The organism is Bradyrhizobium sp. UFLA05-89 (assembly GCF_059803475.1).
In genome coordinates, this window is record NZ_JBANBA010000005.1 from 19,451 (window position 1) to 36,554 (window position 17,104).

A 17,104-nucleotide genomic window follows, 5' to 3' on the forward strand; every position below is an offset into this window, starting at 1 on the left:
ATTCCGGGTCTGGCGCTGACGCGCTAGCCCGGAATGACTAGCTTGAGCGAGGTCAGGCCACGACCGCGCTGCCACTCTTGCGCAGTCCAACATACTGCAACTCCGCGAACACGCCGGTCGCGATCGCCTGGGCCACGACCATGAGTTCGCCGGCGAGGTTCGGTGACACCGCGCCGGAGAACAGCAGCGCGATGCTCGCAGCCGTCCAGGCGGCGTTGCCGACCACGACGAGGGTGACGAGGGCTTTCGGCACTGAGCTGCGCGAAGCGAGCCATCCGACAAACGCGGCATAGACGATCAGGAACAGGCCGGTTTCCCGCAGCAGTGCCTCGGGCAGATTGAAGAGCGAGGCGACGGCGCTCGCGTCGAAGGTCAGGCCGACTGCTGAGATGCCGCTGAAGATTGCGTCAGCGAAGAGGGCACGGCGCAGGAAGCTGGATGCATGGATCATGGTCGTTCTCCTTCTATGGGCTTCGGGGTGAAGATCAGCGCAGGCCGCGCCAGAAGGCGCGAATGATGCGTGCGAGGCGGAACGGGCAGAGGCTTTTTCCGACGCTGTGCTCGAAGGCCAGCACCTGTGCGATGACGAAGTCGCCGGTCGAGTGCACCAGCGGTTCTGGCATGTTGAGGCTGCGCGCGAGCAGGCGGGTGGCAAACTTCACCGCCCAGGGCAGCAGGGTGTCGGCAACGGTCCGGTAGAGAAGCAGCGCGATCATGGTCATCTCCTGCTGCTGGAGAAGATGAGCCATGGCCCTGCCCAATTCGATTACCTCGGGGGTAAGAAGGACGCCTGTTCTGGACAGTTCTCTATGTGCGACATTGTCGCGCAGGACGTGGTTCGTCGCCTCAGGCTAATTGGGATGCGTTCGCGCTTAAGATTACTAGCTTGAGGGCATGGCGATGAGGGTGAGGGCGCCTATCGTCGTTTGCCATGCCGCCGGCGACTTACGCGTCCGGAGGCGCGATGCCTACGCCTGCGTCCTCGCCGGCTACGGCGTCTGTTCTTGCGCGATTCCCGCGATTCTACGGATATCGGCGATCTATTTATCTTATTGCGGCATAATCTAATTGAATTGCTCGTGACATAAATTTAAGGCGATGCTTGCTGCGGAGCCAAAAAAGAACTTGGCGGATGCTGACTCAGAATCCGACCGGCTCAAACAATCATGATAATGGCGCGGAAATTGCTGATGTCTCGTGCGGGCGAGTGGTCGCGAACATGAGACAGAGGGCGTTGAGAGAGCGGTCGAACGAACACCGCGGGGAAGCATGGACGGCGATTGGCGGCTGCAGGCATCCTTGAGCGACACGAGCGATGACCTCGTATGCGTACGAAATCGTGCCGCTGCGTTTCTCGAGGAATTTTCGACTTCCGATTCCAAGGAGAAGGAGCATTGGCTTCTACATTGGATGACGGTTGGTGATCAGTATCGCGCATCGGCCGAACTCGCAGTCAAGGACAACCTGCCGGATACGGCCAGTGAATTCTGGCTTTGCGCCCTGACTGCGTTTGAAGTGGCGAGACAACTGGCTTGTCCGGAGAATTCATCGGGTGTCGTACTTGCGGACAGGATCGAGGGGAGTTTCAGAAGCCTCGAATCTTGTGCGCCTGATCGGGTGCAACGAGTAGAGATCGAGTTTTTCGAGCGAGTGCTTCTTGCGGGGTATTTTCTGCCGGCGGCGCGCCGCGAACGACCCGCACCTGCGGTCATTTTCATTAGCGACGAGGAGTCTTCGGCCGAATCGATTGCGAGCCGGCTATTGCCTGCAGTCAACGATCGCAATATGTCGGTTCTCGTTGTGAGCGGAGACGATGCTTCAAAACATCGTCTGTTTAAGCCCGAAGCCTTCTTGGCGAGTTGGCTGAATCATTTGGAATGCCGAGCGGATGTTGATGCCGGCCGAATTGCTGTCAGCGGCGAGAGAATGGCCGCCGGCTATGCGGCGCGCATCGCCGTATGCGACCGCAGGATAGTGGCCGCCGTGTGCGACGGCGGCCTTTGGGCCTCGCTCCGACATCGAGCGAGCGTGGGCTGGATGACGGGAATTTGGGATCCGGCCTGCGATCGCACGCGAGCGTCAAGTCTCGAGTTGGTCCGCCGAATGCGGTGCCCGGTCTTGATCGTTGCCGGCGGCCGAGCGCTGTTCGACCAGCAGAACGCTCTTGAACTGCAGGCCGACTGCAAGCTCGCTGGATTGGACTGTTCCGTTGCAATATCTCAAGCCTCCACCGAGGTTGAAAATTTCGTTGCAAAGGACGACGTCGTTCTCGACTGGCTCGGGGAGAAGCTCCGGTCACGCGGTAGCTTGAGTCAATAAACTAACCTGCAGCAGCCGCTCATCGAAAGGCTGCCTGCTCTGCAGCTCCAAAGCTGGCCCTCCAAAGCTGGTCAATGCGTTGATCCCATGATCACGAGATATCTATGGCCAGCAATCGCGACGCCAACCGCGCATTCTTCGCAATCCTCGTCAGCGCGGCGTTCAGGTCCGCCAAGGATTTCTCGTCGAACTCGTTGAACATTGTCGAGTTTAGAGCCAGCTTCCTCTTGGCGAGCTTTGCAATTTCAGCTTTTGCCTTGGCGGTAAGAGACATCAACACATAACGTGCGTCGTCCGCACGAGGTGCCCGCGACAGGAGTCCGTCCTTCTCGAGACTCTTCGTCTGGTTGGTGACGAATGCCGGATGAATCCGCAACTTGTTCGCGACCTCGATTCCTGCGACGCCCTGTCCCTCATCCAACTCTTCGATGGCCATCAAAATCAGCCATTGCGGTTCCGTGATGCCGAGGAGTTCGGCCCAGCTCTTATGGATTTCCTCCAATTGAGAGTGGATCTCGACCACATTCCAAATGAAATCGTTGATTGCTCGGTCGAGGTTTTTCTCGATCATTTTTGAGTTCCGGCGAGGTTGAAGGCACCAGGGGCCTTTCGGCTACTCTACGGTTATCTCTAATGATTTTGTTCTCAGATATTCGTTATCCACGGAGGCAATCTGCTCAATTTTTGCCACCACATGACAGCAAGCATCGGCTCAAAAACAGGCTTGCAAATATCAATTGATTAAAATAATCATCTTGAGTGTTTAGGAGCAGTTCGAACTCTTTCAACGAAGGGTTCTGATACACCACTCGCTAAACCTCCAAGGAAACCCTCGGGATGCCCCCCGAGGGTTTTTTGTTGCCTTTTCCCGCTGAAATTGCCCAAGAACCCGACAGATTCGGTGGTGTTGCGCTCATACAACAGGTCGCGGCGAACGATCGCTTGATGAAAACAATCAATTGAGATGATTGTTTTGTTAAACTATATCGAATTTAGCGACGGAGGGGGGCACCTCAAAGTCGTTTCCGCAGCCGGAACCTGGATGCGGACTTGGGGAATTGAGGGGCCGGAGGTCGCGTCTTTGGATCGCGTCCAAGTCGCCCAACACCAACTTGGAGGTAAGCAAATGAAATTGACGAAGAGCCTTATGCTCGGCTCGGCGGCGGCTCTGATCGCCGTTGGCGGAGCACAGGCAGCCGATCTTCCCGTGAAGGCCAAGGCGGTCGAATACGTGAAGATCTGCTCGCTGTACGGCGCAGGCTTCTACTACATGCCGGGCACCGACACCTGCATCAAGTTCGGCGGCTATGTTCGTGCCGACACGTCGGTTGGCGCGGGCGACTATTCCTTCCAGCAGGGCGCGAACCAGGGTTCGAACAACCGTCTGACCAACTACTGGTTCAGCCGCGCTCGTATGGACCTCACCGTCGATACCCGCACGGCGACCGAGTACGGCGTTGTGCGCACCTACGCGGACATGGTCTTCACCTGGACGAGCAATGCCGTGACCGGCAGCAACCCGTCGGCGCAAGGGACCTTTGACGGTTCCGCTTCGCTCGGCCTCTACCATGCGTTCATCCAGTTCGCCGGCTTCACCTTCGGCCGCACGGTCTCGATCTTCGACACTCCGTGGCAGAGCTATCCGGCTGGCGGTCCCGATACCATTCCGGGCGGCAGCAACAACGTCACCGGCGTGAACCAGGTTGCCTATACGGCTGACTTCGGTCAGGGCATCACCGGCTCGGTGGCCTTGCAGGATATGACGACGGCGGCAGGTGGCCAGTCGAACCTCTGGAACGTCTCGTCGGGTACCGCCGCTCAGTTCGTGACGGGCGTCTACGGTGCCAACGATTGGGGTGGCACGCGTTCTCCCGACATCGTCGGTGCGATCCGTGTCGACCAGGCCTGGGGTCTGGCCCAGATCTCGGTTGCCGCGCATGACATCCATTCCGCTTACTACGGCACCACGGAAGTCTCCGGTCACCCGGCTGACAAGTGGGGCTGGGCGGTTCAGGGTGCCTTGTCGATCAAGAACATCCCGACCGGACCCGGCGACAGCATCAACCTGCAGGCCGTCTACACGGATGGTGCGAGCCGCTACAACTTCCAGAGCCTGTTCCCGCAGAGCTTCTTCATGTTCAGCGGCACCGGCCTGGCCGGCGCCTACCAGAGCACTGGTTTCGCTGGCATTGCTGATGGCGTCTTCGGCACCGGCACCGGCATCGATACCGTCAAGACCTGGGGCTTCCGCGGTGGCTACACCCACAACTGGAGCCCGACCTGGGCGAGCGGCATCTACGGTGGCTATGGCCAGCTGAGGTACGGCGATACGGGCAAGGCCCTGATCTGCACCAACTTCGCTGCGATCGCCGTGGCCGGTTCGACCTGTAATCCGGACTTCAACTTCGCGGTTATCGGTGTCAACACCGTGTGGACCCCGGTCAAGAACCTGGCGTTCACCGCGGACGTGAACTGGACGCATCTGGACCAGAAGTATACCGGCGCGATCAACAGCCCGGGCATCACTTCCGCTGCCAAGCCGGCAGCCGTGTATGAGCTGAAGGACCAGAACTCGGTCAGCATGCTCCTCCGCGCCCAGCGCAACTTCTAAGATCGATCTCTCGACCGATCAGAGAACCCCGGCGGGCAACCGCCGGGGTTTTTCTTTTGGACAAAGCGCCAGGTGAGCCCTTGCAAATCAGGTAGCGGTCCGAACGGCGGTCTGACCCAGGGATGTGCTCGCGAAATTCGATTACCCCGGAGGTAATGGAAGGGCCGAAATCCGCATGCTACGTTTTTGACCATGAACGCACATGCAGCAGCGGCGCGAGCCGAGAGCGCCCAGCCCGTCCATATTGGCGATCACTTGCGCGAATGGCGGCAGCGCCGCCGCATGAGCCAGCTCGATCTCGCGGGCGAAGCGGAGATCTCGGCGCGCCATTTGAGCTTCGTCGAGACCGGCCGCGCCACGCCCTCGCGCGAGATGGTGTTGAAGCTTGCCGAGCGGCTCGATGTTCCCTTGCGCGAACGCAACGTGCTCCTGGTTTCGGCCGGGTACGCGCCGGCCTTTCCGCAGCGTGCGCTGGAGGATCCGGCCTTGAAGTCAGCCCGCCAGGCGATCGACCTCGTTCTCAAAGCGCATGAGCCCAACCCGGCACTCGCCTATGACCGGCACTGGAATCTGGTCTCCGCGAATCGCATGGTGGCACCGCTGCTCGATGGCATCCCGCAGCGGCTGCTCGGCCAGCCCTTCAACGTGCTGCGACTCGCCTTCCATCCCGAGGCGCTGGCGCCGCGCACCGTTAATCTCGCCGAATGGTGCGGGCATCTGCTCGAGCGGCTGCACCGGCAATGCGAGGCGACCGCCGATCCTGAATTGATCAAGCTCTACAATGATCTGAAGAGCTATCCGATTCCCGCGCGCTCGGCGCCGCTCTCGCACGACAATGTCGCGATTCCCTTCAAGCTGCGGCATGAGGGCGAGATACTAAGTTTCTTTTCTACCACCATGGTGTTCGGCACGCCCGTCGACATCACGCTGTCGGAATTGGCGCTGGAGACGTTCTTTCCGGCGGATGAGCGCACGGCGGAGCGGCTGAAGCAGATGGCGGCAAAGATGGGCTAGCGCCCTTGCCTGGGGGCTCGTTCGGCTTATCTTCCGGCGGAACCAAAGGTCCGCCCGAAGGAGATTGCCATGAGCTCACCCAATACGAGCACGCTCAAGCCGCTTCAGATCGACATCGTCTCCGACGTGGTGTGCCCCTGGTGCTATATCGGCAAGCGCCGAATCGAGAATGCGCTCGCGCTGGTGCCGGACGTGCCGGTCGAGCTCAACTTCCGGCCGTTCTTCCTCAATCCCTGGGTGCCGCGCGAGGGCATCAGCCGCGAGGCCTATCTGACCAAGAAGTTCGGCTCGGTCGAGGCCTATAAGGGAATCGCCGGTCGGGTCGTCGCGGCCGCGGGCGAGGAGGGGCTGACCTATCGGCCTGATCTCGTGCAGCGCCAGCCCAACACCATCGACTGCCACCGCCTGATCCACTGGGCGGAAGCTTCCGGCAAGGCACCCGAGATGAAGCAGCGGTTGATGGAGCTCTATTTCCGTGACGGCGGCGATCTCACCGATGTGAACGTGCTCGTGCAGGCGGCGGCCGATGTCGGGCTCAATGGTGACGACGTGCGACGGCGGCTTGCCACCGACGAGGACGTCGCCCTGATCTCGGCCCAGGCGCAGGACGCCGCCGAGAAGGGCATCTCTGGCGTGCCGACCTATGTCTTCGCGCAGAAATACGCCGTCTCTGGCGCGCAGGACCCGAACCTGCTCGCCCGCGCCATCCGCCAGGTGTCGGAGGAGATCAACGCGCAGGCGGCGGAGTAGGTACTCTACTTGCGGAGCAGCCGAAGCGTTTGCCGCGCGGTGTCCAGCGCGGCATTGCGCGCGACGAGCGTCGCGTGGATCAGCGCCACCACCGGATCGTTCCTCCACAACGGAATCAGCATATCGCCAATGGCAAAGCGGCTGCGCCAGATCGGATTGATCATGGGGTGATCGGCGCTGGCGGTGGAATCGGCGCTCGCGACCGCAGGATCGGCGCAGAGGTGGCGGGTCAGCTCGAGCGTGAGCTGTACACCCGGCGAATATTTCGCAAAGCGCTCGTCGATGCCGAGCTTGAAGAAGAAGGCGCGATCCTGATGGCGCAGCACGATGCCGGCGGCAACCGGCGCTCTTCCAGCGCGCAGGCTGATGACCTCGCATTGACCGGTTTCGGCGAGCGCGAGCGCGGCGCGTCGAATGAACGTGGCATCGCCTGGGTGCTGGATCAGCGCGGTGCCGCGCCTGGCTTTCCAGCCGCTCGCCTCGAGCTGCAAGAACGTTTCGAGCGCTGCTTTCACAGCGTCAGGCGTGCGCGAGACGTCGAACATGACCGGACCATGCTCTTCCAGCCGGTGCTGCTGGCGCCGAAGCTCCTTGAGCTTCTTGGCCCCAAGCGCTTCGCGCAGCAGCGTATCGCCATCCTGGGTCGCATCGAGACTGGCGCGCATATACGAGCTCAGCACGCGCGGCTTCAAACCGTCGCGGGTCAAGATTGCAGTTAGTGATCTCATCGCCGCGCCATCGAGCGCGACGTCGCGCAGGATCAACGCGTGGGCGCCGGCATCGCGTGCCTGATCGAGCAGGCGCGCTGCGGCTTCGCTCGCGGTGTCACGATCAAGCAGCGGGCTGCAGAGCGTGCCGTAGGGATGCGCGCTCACCAGCGCGGGCAGGGGGATTTTCCAGGCGCGCCATAGCGAGACGACCGGCATCAGCCCGATCAGGTGTGCCGATGCGTTGAGCGCGCACAGCGCCATTGCGCCGGTGCGGCCGCGGGCCGTCGCGCTGACGGCGAGCGTCCAGGGCGGCAGGTAATAGCCGTTCGGTTCGATCGCCTGCGCGCTGAGCGCCTGCCATTGAGCCAAATCAACTGACGCAACGGGGACGAGCGGTACGGTGTCGGAGAGGTTGCGGGCACGCGGAGCCGTGGCATCGCTTGCCGATGCGCCCTTGATCGCAGCTCGATGCGCGATATCGACCACGTCTAGTCGTTCCCCGTTCACGCCGGCCGGGCCGAAACCCGAACCGCGTCAGCTCATGCTTAGCGCAAAGATTGGAAGATACCGTTGGCGCAAGCCGTCAATTCGAGCGGTAGCGTTAACGTCCCGTTGACCATCCGGAGGCAAGACCGCCGGATGGTCACTGGTCGGCCGGCACAAAATGGTCGCGTGCGCTTGCGCTTTCGCCGCTGGCCTTGTCCGTGATCGTGATCTCGATCTCCACCTCCGCCCGCGGCAGGTGGGCGGGATCGACCTGCACCGACATCCTGACTTCGCGGGTCTGGTCCTGTCCGACCTCGACGACGGGCTTGCCATCCAACTTCGCGTCAATGCCGATGATCCGGATCGCCGCCCCCGGCAGGCCGGAGACGTCAACCGTAAATGATCGCGCCGGGCCCTTGTTGAGCAGGCGGACCGTATAGTCGTTGCGAATCCCGCCGTCCGAGAGCTGCACGAACAGGGGATTGCGCTCGTGCAGCACGTTGACGTCCATCGTGCCGCGCGTTGCGAGCGTATAGAGCATGATGCCGCCGACGATGGCGATCGCCGCCGCATAGGTCAGCGTGCGCGGCCGGACGATGCGATAGATCGGTGCCTTGCCTTCGTGCCGGCGCTCCATGTTGATGTCGGTATCATAGCCGATCAGCCCGGTGGGACGGCCGATCTCCTTCATGATGTTGTCGCAGGCGTCGATGCACAGGCCGCACTGGATGCAGCCGAGCTGGATGCCGTTGCGGATGTCGACGCCGGTCGGACACACATTGATGCATTGGTGGCAATCGACGCAGTCGCCGGCGACATCGCCGAGAGCGCGCGCGGCTTCAGCCTTCTTCACCGACATGCGCGGCTCGCCGCGGTCGCGGCGATAGGTGACGTTGAGCGCCCATTCGTCGGTCAGCGCCGCCTGGATCCGCGGCCACGGGCACATGTAGATGCAGGTCTGCTCGCGGGCGTGGCCGGCGAACACGTACGTGGTGGCGGTGAGAATGCCGATCCAGAGATAGGCGATGAAGGGCGCCTGGAAGGTGGCGAGATCTTTCACCAGCGTCGGCGCATCGGCGAAATAAAGCACCCAGGCGCCGCCGGTCCACCAGGCGATCATGATCCAGAGGAAGTGCTTGAGCGCCACTTTGCGGATGTGATCGAACGTCCAGTAGCGCTTGTCGCCCTGCATGCGCTCGCGCCGGTCGCCCTCGACCCAGCGCTCGATGGCGTAGAACAGGTCGGTCCACACGGTCTGCGGGCACAGATAGCCGCACCAGAGGCGTCCCGCCACCGCGTTCATCAGGAACAGCGCCATGGCTGCGATGATCAACAGGCCCGTGAAGTAGTAAACCTCCTGCGGCCACAGCTCGATGAAGAAGAAGTAGAAGCGGCGATGAGGCAGGTCGACGAGCACCGCCTGGCTGGGCAGGCCGGGGCCGCGGTGCCAGCGCACGAACGGGAGCAGGTAGTAGATGCCGAGCGTGACGCAGAGAATTATCCATTTGATGCGGCGGAACCTGCCGTGAACCGACTGCGGATAGACCTTTCTGCGCCTCTCGTAGAGCGGCCCTTCGATGAGGGTGTCGTCGGTCATGATGCGCTCCTCGTCGTCGCGCGGGCAGCGATCCCCATGCTGGAGCGCAGAACGGGCGGTACAGCGCCTCCAGCACGGACCGGACCTCAGGGCTCGCGAGGCTGTAATATATCGTCCGGTCGTCGCGCCGGGTCTTGACCAAAGTCAATGCGCGCATCCTGCCGAGGTGCTGGGAGCGGGTGGCGCAGGGCAAGGCCTGACCGGCGCCATCATCAACCAATGACGCAAAAACGAAAAAGGACCGGACGACGGCGTCGTCCGGTCCTTTCCGATTTCATGTATTGGAACTAGTAGCGATCCTCGCCGACACCTACGCTGACGCCGGGCGCGCGAATATCGACGCCCGCACGCGGTCTGTCGTAGTCGCGATAGGTGCGACGCTCGTAATAGCGATCGCGCGGCATATAGTTGTAGGAATCGCGATCGCGGATGATCACCCGCGCGCCGCCGTGGGTGCGATAGCAGCGACCGGTATCGTCACAGACGAGGCGCACCTGCTGCACGAGATCGGGATTGGTGTATTCGCTGGTCGTGTAGATGTCGGCAGCCTTCGCGGCTCCCGTCGCGGCCAGGGCGCCGACGCCTGCCAGCAGCGCAATCATCGTTGTCCTCATCAGTCCTCTCCGTGGCAACTGCCCTCGGGGTGACAAGAATGGGCGCGCGCATTCGTTCCGGTTGCTTTTGCGCGTTTTTCCCGGAACACGACTGATTTCCAGGGAACATGATCTCTTCGCGCGGAAGACGAACCGTTCCCTAGATCGGCTCGTAGGTTTCGGACCCGCAGATGTCGTCAACCTCGGCGCGCCGGCGGTCGACGACCCTGCCGCCGCTGATGGTCACGACATAGGTCTGGCTACCTAGCCCGGTGCCGGTCGCCGACGTGAGCTGCGCGCGGACGCAGGACGTCCAGCCTAGCCCGCGAACCTCGTGATGGGGTGGGGCGACCTGCACCTCGCGCGGATATGACGCCGCCATGAAGACGACGTCGAGCTGCTCGCGAACGATTTTCCTGACGTCGGGTGGCGGTTCGGGAGGCGGCTGCTCGGCATCCCTCATGCGCATGAACTCGGGCACCGGCGCGCGGCTGTCGGCAAAGCCGCACGCGCCGAGCGCAAGCGCGCCGGCGAGCAATGCCGCATGAGCAACAAACCGTAACATCCGAGAAGATCCCCTGCGCCCCGAAAGATGGGTATGAAGACGGCCGATCGAAGTCCCCCTCGATCAACAATTGCTGAGCGGGCCGAAGAACTGACTGGGATTTGCCAATAAGGCAATGCAGGCTACGCTGAGACGCCAGATGGGAGGGATTGACGCATGAGGATTCTTGTCGTCGCGGTGACCGCGCTCGCATTCGTTGCCGCGCCTGCGCAGGCCCAGATGGGCGGCCGGCGCCACGGCAATGACGGTCCCAAGACCGAGAAGAAGGCTCCCGAGGTCGACGAGAAGGCCTACAAGGCTGCGCTGGAGCGCATTCCCGATCCCAAGGAGAAATACGACCCGTGGGGTGGGGCGCGTCCGACCGAGCCCGCCAAGAAGCCGAAATAGCGCCGGGCAAACCGCATGATCCGCCTGCGTCATCTGGCCGGCCCGTTCACGGTCCTGATGCTTGGGCTGGGTCCGGCCTCCGGCTGGGAGTTTTGGGGCGGCGACGCCGGCGGTCAAAAATATTCAGCGCTGAAAGAGATCACGCCTGACAATGTCGGCAATCTCGTTCGCGCCTTCGAATATCACACCGGCGATCTCGTGACACGTCCGAGCGAGGTGATGAAGCGGACGAAGTTCGAGGCGACGCCCTTGTTCGTCGAGGACAGCCTGATCTTCTGCTCGCCCTTCAACGAGGTGATCGCGCTCGATCCCGGCACGGGCGCCGAGAAGTGGCGCTACGATCCGAAGATCAGCACCGATTATCGCCCCGCAAACCGCTTCGTCTGCCGCGGCGTCACCTATTGGGTGGACGAGCAGGCGCCGGCGAACGCCGCCTGCCGCGCCCGCATCTTCATGGGCACCAACGATGTGCGACTGATCGCACTCGATGCGAGGACCGGAATTCCCTGTGCCGGTTTCGGCGACAAGGGCGAGGTCAGGATCGACGTCGGCATGAAGCTGGAATGGCCTGGCGAATTCCAGATCACCTCGCCGCCAGCGGTCGGCCACGGCGTCGTCGTGGTTGGCTCTGCGATCGGCGACAACCGGCGCGTCAATGCGCCGGCGGGCACGGTGCGCGCGTTCGACGCACGCAGCGGCCAGCCGCGTTGGAGCTTTGAGCCTCTGAAGCATGACGGCATCGAGGCCGGTCACGCCAATGTCTGGGCGCCGATGTCGGTGGACGATGCGCGCGGACTGGTGGTGCTGCCGACCTCCTCGCCGTCACCGGATTTCTGGGGCGGCAAGCGCCCCGGCAACAATGAGCATGCCAATTCGGTGGTCGCCCTGCGCGTCGAGACCGGCGAGCTCGCATGGTCGTTCCAGACCGTGCATCACGATCTCTGGGATTACGATCTGCCGGCGCAGCCAACGCTCGCGCGCATCGACACCGGCGCGGGTCAGCGCGACGTCGTGATCCAGCCGACCAAGCACGGCTTCGTCTTCGTGCTCGACCGCGATAGCGGCAAGCCGGTATGGCCGGTCGAGGAGCGCAGCGTTCCGCAAAGCGCGGCCGAAGGCGAAAAACTCTTGCCGACGCAGCCGTTTCCGACCCATGTCCCGGCGCTGACGCAGCAGACCATTTCGGCCGACGATACCTTCTCGCTGATCCCCGGCATGGGCTCTGCCTGCAAAGGGCAGTTCGCGGCGGCGCGCAACGAAGGCCTGTTCACGCCGCCCTCGACACAGGGCACGCTGGAGTTTCCCTTCACCGGCGGCGGCGTGAACTGGGGCAGCGCGGCATTCGATCCCGTCAACCAGATCCTCTATGCCAACACCAGCCGGGTTGCGCATCTCATCAAGCTGATCCCGCGCGCGGACGCGACCGGCTTCAATCCGCCGCCTGGCCATGATTTCGGTCAGCAGCAGGGCGCGCCGTTTGCGATGTCGCGGTCGGTTGTGATGTCGCCAATGGGGCTGATCTGCGTCAAGCCGCCATGGGGCGAGATGGTCGCCGTCGACCTCAAGGCCGGCAAGATCCTCTGGCGCACCACCGTCGGCACCACCGAGGATCTCGCGCCACTCGGCCTGCCGTTTGCGTGGGGCACGCCGCTCGTCAACGGCGTTGCGATCACTGCGGGCGGTCTCGTCTTCACCGGCGCGATGGACGCATACTTGCGCGCCTTCGATGCAAGGAGCGGACGCGAGCTGTGGCAGGGCCGGCTGCCCGTGCCCGGCGTTGCCAATCCCATGACCTATCTCTGGAAGGGCGAGCAATATGTCGCGATCGGCGCCGGCGGCCATTCGGAAGGCGGCACGTCGATCGGCGACAGCGTGGTCGCGTTCCGCCTGGCGCGGCAAGGGGAGTCGCCCTCGCTGGTGTCGCGCACGCTCGATCGTCCCGGGGGCCGGTTCTGGGCCGCGGTCGTCGTGCTGGTGCTCGTGATGATCGCGCTCGTCATCGCCGGCTTTCGCTGGCGCATGAGTCGCCGCAGGACGGTCTAGTCCCAGGCGCGAAAGACGGGTTTTGCGAACCGCGGTTCACAGCCTCGCGCGTTACTGTTCGAAGGTGAGACCGAGGCGTTTGTCGTTGCGCCACACGGTGCGGCACTTGCGCACGAACTGATCGCTGGAGATCGACAGGGTAAACGACGGCGGCAGCAAAATGCGGCCGTCGAGGTCGATTGCAGCGCCTCCGCTCGACAAATTCCGCACCGTGCACGCAACGCCGCGGCATTCAAAGGTGATCGTCGCACCCTTGAAAACCCGATGCCGCTGCGCTGCACGCTTCTCAATCATATCCGTTAATCCAAACTGAGAGAGCGTAAATTACGGCATAGAAATTACATCGAACTAAATTCAATGTACGTCGTACTTGCCGGGCGCTTCATACTTCGTTTACGACAATGCGCGGCGGGCGCGTGTGTTGTGCACGCGCTGCCCACAGCCTCGCAAGGAGGCCGATCAATTGTGGCGACACTCGCCAATGGAGATATTGATGAAGACCACGATTTCGATTTTGTTCGCTGCCGCCGTCGCGCTGTCATCGGCACCCGCCCATGCCACCAAGCTCGATCTGTCGACCATGAGCTGCAAGCAATTCCTCGAGAGCGGCGACGACACCATCAAGCTCGTCCTGACCTGGATGGACGGCTGGTATAAGGGCGACGAGGACAACGCGATCATCGACACAGACGTGTTCGTCGACAATGCCAAGAAGTTCGGCACCTATTGCGGCAACAACCCGACGGTCAGCATCGTCACCGCGGCCGACGAAGTGCTGGGCAAGTAATTAAAGCACGATCCGGAGCCGAAGAGCCGCGTTAGCGCAAAGTGCGAAGCGGTTTTCCCTCGCGACAAAACGCGGAACGCGTTTGCGCGGAGATTATGCTCAAACAATAACCTGAAGCGCGGTGAGGATTCATCCCAATCCCATCGCGCTTAGCCCGGCAGCATCGCGAACGCGCTCGAGACCATCGCCACCGGCTTGTTGTCGGTGGCGGACAAGAGCGTGACGCGACCGAAGCTCATGGTGCGTCCGAGCCGCACCACCTTCGCATCCGCCAGGACGTCCGACGATGAGACCGCGCGCATGAAGTGCGTGGTCTGGTCGACGGTCGTCATCGGACGGTAGCCGCGATTGGCGGCGAGGATGGCGATCACCATGGAGGTGTCGGCGAGCGCCATCAGGGCCTGGCCGCAGACCACGCCGCCGCTGCGGCAAAGCCGCTCGGAGAAGGCCATGCGCAGCACCGCGCCTGGCTGCCAATCCGAATCGTTCGGTGGCGGCTCATGGTCGATGCGCTCGACCGACAGGCCGAGATCCTGGACCCATGGCGCGAACACGTCGCCCAGCACGCGCCTGGCCTCCTCGATGCCGAATTCGGTCGTTGGCTGCGCTGGCATGATTCCGTTCCCCTTGTTGCCCGATGTTTCGGCCATTGTGCCCGCTATGGCACGGCAAAGTCACCTCGTTCGGGGGCTTCTGCCTTGGCTTGAAAATGCCCGACTTCGCCCCCTATGATGCCGCGCTTGGGAACAGGGTGGACGATGTTGCGGCGGTTTGTCTTGGTATTTTGCTTGGGCCTGGTCGGCCTGGCGCTAGGCGGGTGCACCAAGTGCGGCCCGATCTGGGACGATTGGCTGCAATCGCCAAAATCCTGCAAATCGGACCGTTTCTAGCGGTTCGCGCGGCATGCTGCGTTACGGCCGACGACGCGCCGGTTCGACCATCGATGATCAATGGAGTGACGTGATGAAGGTTTTCCGTATGGCGGCGCTGCTAGCGGTGCTCGCCGGGCCGGCCTACGCGCAGAATGCGATGCCCCACATCAATATGATGCAGGATACGCCGAGCAAGACCGACGAAGAGAAGGCGGTCGATGCCGAGCGCGACCAGCGTTACAAGGAGACGCTGAGGAAGATTCCGGACGCCAAGGCCGCCAACGATCCCTGGGGTGGGATGCGCGCCGATGCCCCCAAGGCCGCCGCGCCAAAGACCTCTGCTGCGGCCAAGAAGACCAAGACCGCTCCGACCGCCAACTGACCGCCCCGGTCGGCCGGACTCCTCTTCGTTCCCCGATCTCCTATATTCGAGGGGGGCGTAGGGCTGAAGGAGTAGCGGCATGGTGTTTCGTCCGCGGGATCTTGCCGACCGGATGGCGCGCCGGCGCAAGGCGGGCGACGGCTATTTGCGAGAGACCTTCACATTGCCGCGCGAGGCGGCGAGGGCGAAGGCGCAGGCCTTCTTCGCCCGCTATCCCAAGGCCGGGTATATGAGTGAGGTCGAAAGCTGGCGCGAACTGCCTGGCGGCGACATCGAGTTCACGATGCGCCGCCTGCCCAGCGCCGACTAAAGCGAGTGGCCCGGCTTGCCGCAAGTTTTAGTCTTTTTCGGAAACCCCGTTCAAAGCTTTGCCATTTAGGATCTCCCACTTCCAGGGGAGAGCGATGGCCCGGCACCGCAAAGATCTCGGCGCCCGCAGACATGTGCGGGTTGATCTCTACAGGCCCGGATTTCTGATTCCGGCACCCGATGCGCCATGGATTGAATGCACGATCGTCGAGGTCTCCGACGACGGCGTATCGATCGATGTCGGTGCGCTGCCGGTGCCGAAAGTGTTCGGCCTGTCGTTCACGACCGGCGGCGAGGTGATCCGAATCTGCATCCTGACGTGGCGCAATGGCGAGCGCGTCGGGGCGCGCTTCGTTCGTGCCAGGGATCTGCGGCGGAAGCGCCAGCGTGAGGCGGCCAGGGGAACGGCCGGGAAACCGGAGGGCCGGCCGGACACGGCTAGAGCATGATCCGGAAAAGTGTTGAGCGGTTTTCCGAAAAGATCATGCTCAAACAACAGCCTAAAGCGCGATGACGATCCATCCTAATCTCATCGCGATTTGGTGTAGTCTAATCGAAGGATTCCGCGACGATACGAATCCGGAAAACCGGTTGCTTGGTCTCGTCCAGGAGCTCCATGTGCCATTCGGAGTTCTCCTGCAGTTTGCGGGCGATGCCGGCGGCCATATCGGCGCAGACATGGGTCATTTCCTTCCAAGCTGCATCGCGATCGGGAAATTCGCTGGCCTGCTCCGATGAGCCCGAATAGCGCCCGTTCCGGATCCGGAAAAAATAGAGCGGCATGGCTGGCACCGATCGCGTAATGGCCGAGCCCCGAGGCCACGAGGCGCGCAGTGCAATCCCAAACCGCAGGCAGATCAACTCCGGAACTTTACGGGAGTCATGAGCAGCAAAGCCGTGCGGGCAATGTGCAGGGGGGCGCCCCCAAAGGGGCGCGGCCCAGTCTTGCTGACAGTTCTCGCGACCGGCTCAGGCGGTCTTGCGATCGATGGCCTTCAGTTCCCGGTCGATACGCAGTTGCACGCGACGAATGGCAAGGAGATCGATCTTGGTCTCGGTCTTGCCGCTCTTGATCGTCTCACCGATGCGGAATTGCCACTGCCAGACGCCTTGTATCGCCGTCTTGGCCACGGTGAACTCGATGCCCCTGTGATTCATGGCCGACCTCCACGATTCACCCATGGTTAACGTAACAGGTTGGACGTCATAATATTCCGCCGTCCGTCAAATTTTGCCGCTAAGTCGTGGATAATGCAACGAAATCCTTGACCTCTGTGGTGCGAAACAAACGAAGACGCGTGAAGGCCGCTTTCCACATATGGTGCAGCGCAAATTTCACCGGTGCTGAAAGGAACCAGTCGGCTGACCGCGCATTGGCTCGGCAAGGAAATTCATCCAGAGCCATTCGGCTCAAACCCGGCACCTTCGGATTCCATGAAGCTGATCGTCGAGCTCCTCAGGCGGGTCTGGCAGCGCGGCCGGCCCGAGACAAGCGGGTACAACCTGCACGCAAGCGAGGGCGACGACCGTTCGAGCATGGCCGATTTCGTCCGCATCCTTCAGATGCACGACCGGGAGGGCGGCCGGAGCAACTATCCGAGTTGATGGGGTGCTCCCGGGCAGGAACTTTGTTCATGGCCGGAGAACCACGGGTTCCGTGCCCGACATGTCCGCGAACG

22 protein-coding genes are annotated in these 17,104 nt (G+C 62.3%); 11 read left to right on the top strand and 11 right to left on the bottom strand.

The window, feature by feature from the left end; genetic code table 11:
- Nucleotides 1–52: 52 nt before the first annotated feature.
- Both SO139_RS04140 and SO139_RS04145 read right to left on the bottom strand, forming a co-directional pair.
- Nucleotides 53–451, bottom strand: coding sequence for a hypothetical protein (locus SO139_RS04140; protein WP_449377114.1), 399 nt, complete (start codon nucleotides 449–451; stop codon nucleotides 53–55).
- A gap of 34 nt (nucleotides 452–485) precedes the next feature.
- The gene (locus SO139_RS04145; protein ID WP_449377115.1) at nucleotides 486–716 is read right to left on the bottom strand and encodes a hypothetical protein; all 231 of its coding nucleotides are present in this window, start codon (nucleotides 714–716) and stop codon (nucleotides 486–488) included.
- Nucleotides 717–1,269: 553 nt separating this feature from the next.
- Here SO139_RS04145 and SO139_RS04150 point away from each other — a divergent pair.
- Entirely contained in the window at nucleotides 1,270–2,319 is a 1,050-nt protein-coding gene (locus SO139_RS04150; protein WP_449377116.1) for an alpha/beta hydrolase family protein, read from the top strand.
- Nucleotides 2,320–2,410: 91 nt separating this feature from the next.
- On the opposite strand, the gene SO139_RS04155 is transcribed toward SO139_RS04150, so the two are convergent.
- Nucleotides 2,411–2,890 (bottom strand): MarR family winged helix-turn-helix transcriptional regulator, encoded by a 480-nt coding sequence (locus tag SO139_RS04155; RefSeq protein ID WP_449377117.1) that lies wholly within the window; start codon nucleotides 2,888–2,890, stop codon nucleotides 2,411–2,413.
- 555 nt (nucleotides 2,891–3,445) lie between these two features.
- Between SO139_RS04155 and SO139_RS04160 the strand changes: the two genes are divergently transcribed.
- The 3 genes from SO139_RS04160 (at nucleotide 3,446) to SO139_RS04170 (ending at nucleotide 6,694) form a co-directional block, all read left to right on the top strand.
- On the top strand, nucleotides 3,446–4,930 hold the full coding sequence (locus SO139_RS04160) for a porin (protein WP_449377118.1): 1,485 nt from the start codon (nucleotides 3,446–3,448) through the stop codon (nucleotides 4,928–4,930).
- Nucleotides 4,931–5,122: 192 nt separating this feature from the next.
- A complete protein-coding gene (locus tag SO139_RS04165; RefSeq protein WP_449377119.1) occupies nucleotides 5,123–5,944 on the top strand; it encodes a helix-turn-helix domain-containing protein in 822 nt (273 codons plus the stop codon).
- A 69-nt stretch (nucleotides 5,945–6,013) separates the two neighbouring features.
- Nucleotides 6,014–6,694, top strand: a complete 681-nt coding sequence (locus SO139_RS04170) for a DsbA family oxidoreductase (protein WP_449377120.1) — start codon at nucleotides 6,014–6,016, stop codon at nucleotides 6,692–6,694.
- A 5-nt stretch (nucleotides 6,695–6,699) separates the two neighbouring features.
- Here SO139_RS04170 and SO139_RS04175 read toward each other — a convergent pair whose 3' ends face one another.
- From SO139_RS04175 to SO139_RS04190, 4 genes are all read right to left on the bottom strand, one after another.
- A complete protein-coding gene (locus SO139_RS04175; protein WP_449377121.1) occupies nucleotides 6,700–7,890 on the bottom strand; it encodes a GNAT family N-acetyltransferase in 1,191 nt (396 codons plus the stop codon).
- A gap of 157 nt (nucleotides 7,891–8,047) precedes the next feature.
- The gene (gene ccoG / locus SO139_RS04180) at nucleotides 8,048–9,487 is read right to left on the bottom strand and encodes a cytochrome c oxidase accessory protein CcoG (protein WP_449377122.1); all 1,440 of its coding nucleotides are present in this window, start codon (nucleotides 9,485–9,487) and stop codon (nucleotides 8,048–8,050) included.
- A 287-nt stretch (nucleotides 9,488–9,774) separates the two neighbouring features.
- Nucleotides 9,775–10,101, bottom strand: coding sequence for a hypothetical protein (locus tag SO139_RS04185; protein ID WP_449377123.1), 327 nt, complete (start codon nucleotides 10,099–10,101; stop codon nucleotides 9,775–9,777).
- A gap of 139 nt (nucleotides 10,102–10,240) precedes the next feature.
- On the bottom strand, nucleotides 10,241–10,645 hold the full coding sequence (locus SO139_RS04190; RefSeq protein ID WP_449377124.1) for a hypothetical protein: 405 nt from the start codon (nucleotides 10,643–10,645) through the stop codon (nucleotides 10,241–10,243).
- Between the two features lie 156 nt (nucleotides 10,646–10,801).
- On the opposite strand from SO139_RS04190, the gene SO139_RS04195 reads away from it, so the two are divergent.
- Nucleotides 10,802–11,032: a hypothetical protein gene (locus SO139_RS04195; protein WP_449377125.1), complete on the top strand. Its 231-nt coding sequence runs from the start codon at nucleotides 10,802–10,804 to the stop codon at nucleotides 11,030–11,032.
- A gap of 57 nt (nucleotides 11,033–11,089) precedes the next feature.
- Nucleotides 11,090–13,075: a pyrroloquinoline quinone-dependent dehydrogenase gene (locus SO139_RS04200; RefSeq protein WP_498539748.1), complete on the top strand. Its 1,986-nt coding sequence runs from the start codon at nucleotides 11,090–11,092 to the stop codon at nucleotides 13,073–13,075.
- A 51-nt stretch (nucleotides 13,076–13,126) separates the two neighbouring features.
- On the opposite strand, the gene SO139_RS04205 is transcribed toward SO139_RS04200, so the two are convergent.
- Complete coding sequence (locus SO139_RS04205; RefSeq protein WP_449377126.1) at nucleotides 13,127–13,369, bottom strand: PilZ domain-containing protein; 243 nt, start codon at nucleotides 13,367–13,369, stop codon at nucleotides 13,127–13,129.
- A 199-nt stretch (nucleotides 13,370–13,568) separates the two neighbouring features.
- On the opposite strand from SO139_RS04205, the gene SO139_RS04210 reads away from it, so the two are divergent.
- Complete coding sequence (locus SO139_RS04210) at nucleotides 13,569–13,862, top strand: HdeA/HdeB family chaperone (protein ID WP_449377127.1); 294 nt, start codon at nucleotides 13,569–13,571, stop codon at nucleotides 13,860–13,862.
- 149 nt (nucleotides 13,863–14,011) lie between these two features.
- Here SO139_RS04210 and SO139_RS04215 read toward each other — a convergent pair whose 3' ends face one another.
- Nucleotides 14,012–14,476, bottom strand: a complete 465-nt coding sequence (locus SO139_RS04215; protein ID WP_449377128.1) for a PaaI family thioesterase — start codon at nucleotides 14,474–14,476, stop codon at nucleotides 14,012–14,014.
- A gap of 349 nt (nucleotides 14,477–14,825) precedes the next feature.
- Between SO139_RS04215 and SO139_RS04220 the strand changes: the two genes are divergently transcribed.
- From SO139_RS04220 to SO139_RS04230, 3 genes are all read left to right on the top strand, one after another.
- A complete protein-coding gene (locus SO139_RS04220; RefSeq protein ID WP_449377129.1) occupies nucleotides 14,826–15,116 on the top strand; it encodes a lysozyme inhibitor LprI family protein in 291 nt (96 codons plus the stop codon).
- A 79-nt stretch (nucleotides 15,117–15,195) separates the two neighbouring features.
- Nucleotides 15,196–15,426 (top strand): hypothetical protein, encoded by a 231-nt coding sequence (locus tag SO139_RS04225; RefSeq protein ID WP_027526271.1) that lies wholly within the window; start codon nucleotides 15,196–15,198, stop codon nucleotides 15,424–15,426.
- Between the two features lie 94 nt (nucleotides 15,427–15,520).
- Nucleotides 15,521–15,874 carry a hypothetical protein gene (locus tag SO139_RS04230; protein ID WP_449377130.1) on the top strand — a complete coding sequence of 118 codons (354 nt, stop codon included), beginning with the start codon at nucleotides 15,521–15,523 and terminating at the stop codon, nucleotides 15,872–15,874.
- Between the two features lie 100 nt (nucleotides 15,875–15,974).
- On the opposite strand, the gene SO139_RS04235 is transcribed toward SO139_RS04230, so the two are convergent.
- Nucleotides 15,975–16,208 carry a DUF6894 family protein gene (locus SO139_RS04235; RefSeq protein ID WP_449377131.1) on the bottom strand — a complete coding sequence of 78 codons (234 nt, stop codon included), beginning with the start codon at nucleotides 16,206–16,208 and terminating at the stop codon, nucleotides 15,975–15,977.
- A 186-nt stretch (nucleotides 16,209–16,394) separates the two neighbouring features.
- Nucleotides 16,395–16,583 carry a hypothetical protein gene (locus SO139_RS04240; RefSeq protein WP_498539698.1) on the bottom strand — a complete coding sequence of 63 codons (189 nt, stop codon included), beginning with the start codon at nucleotides 16,581–16,583 and terminating at the stop codon, nucleotides 16,395–16,397.
- A gap of 276 nt (nucleotides 16,584–16,859) precedes the next feature.
- On the opposite strand from SO139_RS04240, the gene SO139_RS04245 reads away from it, so the two are divergent.
- Entirely contained in the window at nucleotides 16,860–17,030 is a 171-nt protein-coding gene (locus tag SO139_RS04245; protein ID WP_449377133.1) for a hypothetical protein, read from the top strand.
- Nucleotides 17,031–17,104: the final 74 nt, after the last annotated feature.

What these genes read in the sequence shown, in the direction of transcription:
- SO139_RS04150 (WP_449377116.1), top strand. Translation starts at nt 1,270, where the DNA reads ATGGACGGCGATTGGCGGCTGCAGGCATCCTTGAGCGACACGAGCGAT.
- SO139_RS04185 (WP_449377123.1), bottom strand. Translation starts at nt 10,101, where the DNA reads ATGAGGACAACGATGATTGCGCTGCTGGCAGGCGTCGGCGCCCTGGCC.
- SO139_RS04155 (WP_449377117.1), bottom strand. Translation starts at nt 2,890, where the DNA reads ATGATCGAGAAAAACCTCGACCGAGCAATCAACGATTTCATTTGGAAT.
- SO139_RS04210 (WP_449377127.1), top strand. Translation starts at nt 13,569, where the DNA reads ATGAAGACCACGATTTCGATTTTGTTCGCTGCCGCCGTCGCGCTGTCA.
- SO139_RS04230 (WP_449377130.1), top strand. Translation starts at nt 15,521, where the DNA reads ATGGCCCGGCACCGCAAAGATCTCGGCGCCCGCAGACATGTGCGGGTT.
- SO139_RS04220 (WP_449377129.1), top strand. Translation starts at nt 14,826, where the DNA reads ATGAAGGTTTTCCGTATGGCGGCGCTGCTAGCGGTGCTCGCCGGGCCG.
- SO139_RS04190 (WP_449377124.1), bottom strand. Translation starts at nt 10,645, where the DNA reads ATGTTACGGTTTGTTGCTCATGCGGCATTGCTCGCCGGCGCGCTTGCG.
- SO139_RS04245 (WP_449377133.1), top strand. Translation starts at nt 16,860, where the DNA reads ATGAAGCTGATCGTCGAGCTCCTCAGGCGGGTCTGGCAGCGCGGCCGG.
- SO139_RS04225 (WP_027526271.1), top strand. Translation starts at nt 15,196, where the DNA reads ATGGTGTTTCGTCCGCGGGATCTTGCCGACCGGATGGCGCGCCGGCGC.
- SO139_RS04195 (WP_449377125.1), top strand. Translation starts at nt 10,802, where the DNA reads ATGAGGATTCTTGTCGTCGCGGTGACCGCGCTCGCATTCGTTGCCGCG.
- SO139_RS04160 (WP_449377118.1), top strand. Translation starts at nt 3,446, where the DNA reads ATGAAATTGACGAAGAGCCTTATGCTCGGCTCGGCGGCGGCTCTGATC.
- SO139_RS04215 (WP_449377128.1), bottom strand. Translation starts at nt 14,476, where the DNA reads ATGCCAGCGCAGCCAACGACCGAATTCGGCATCGAGGAGGCCAGGCGC.
- SO139_RS04235 (WP_449377131.1), bottom strand. Translation starts at nt 16,208, where the DNA reads ATGCCGCTCTATTTTTTCCGGATCCGGAACGGGCGCTATTCGGGCTCA.
- SO139_RS04145 (WP_449377115.1), bottom strand. Translation starts at nt 716, where the DNA reads ATGATCGCGCTGCTTCTCTACCGGACCGTTGCCGACACCCTGCTGCCC.
- SO139_RS04170 (WP_449377120.1), top strand. Translation starts at nt 6,014, where the DNA reads ATGAGCTCACCCAATACGAGCACGCTCAAGCCGCTTCAGATCGACATC.
- SO139_RS04205 (WP_449377126.1), bottom strand. Translation starts at nt 13,369, where the DNA reads ATGATTGAGAAGCGTGCAGCGCAGCGGCATCGGGTTTTCAAGGGTGCG.
- ccoG (WP_449377122.1), bottom strand. Translation starts at nt 9,487, where the DNA reads ATGACCGACGACACCCTCATCGAAGGGCCGCTCTACGAGAGGCGCAGA.
- SO139_RS04165 (WP_449377119.1), top strand. Translation starts at nt 5,123, where the DNA reads ATGAACGCACATGCAGCAGCGGCGCGAGCCGAGAGCGCCCAGCCCGTC.
- SO139_RS04200 (WP_498539748.1), top strand. Translation starts at nt 11,090, where the DNA reads ATGCTTGGGCTGGGTCCGGCCTCCGGCTGGGAGTTTTGGGGCGGCGAC.
- SO139_RS04140 (WP_449377114.1), bottom strand. Translation starts at nt 451, where the DNA reads ATGATCCATGCATCCAGCTTCCTGCGCCGTGCCCTCTTCGCTGACGCA.
- SO139_RS04240 (WP_498539698.1), bottom strand. Translation starts at nt 16,583, where the DNA reads ATGAATCACAGGGGCATCGAGTTCACCGTGGCCAAGACGGCGATACAA.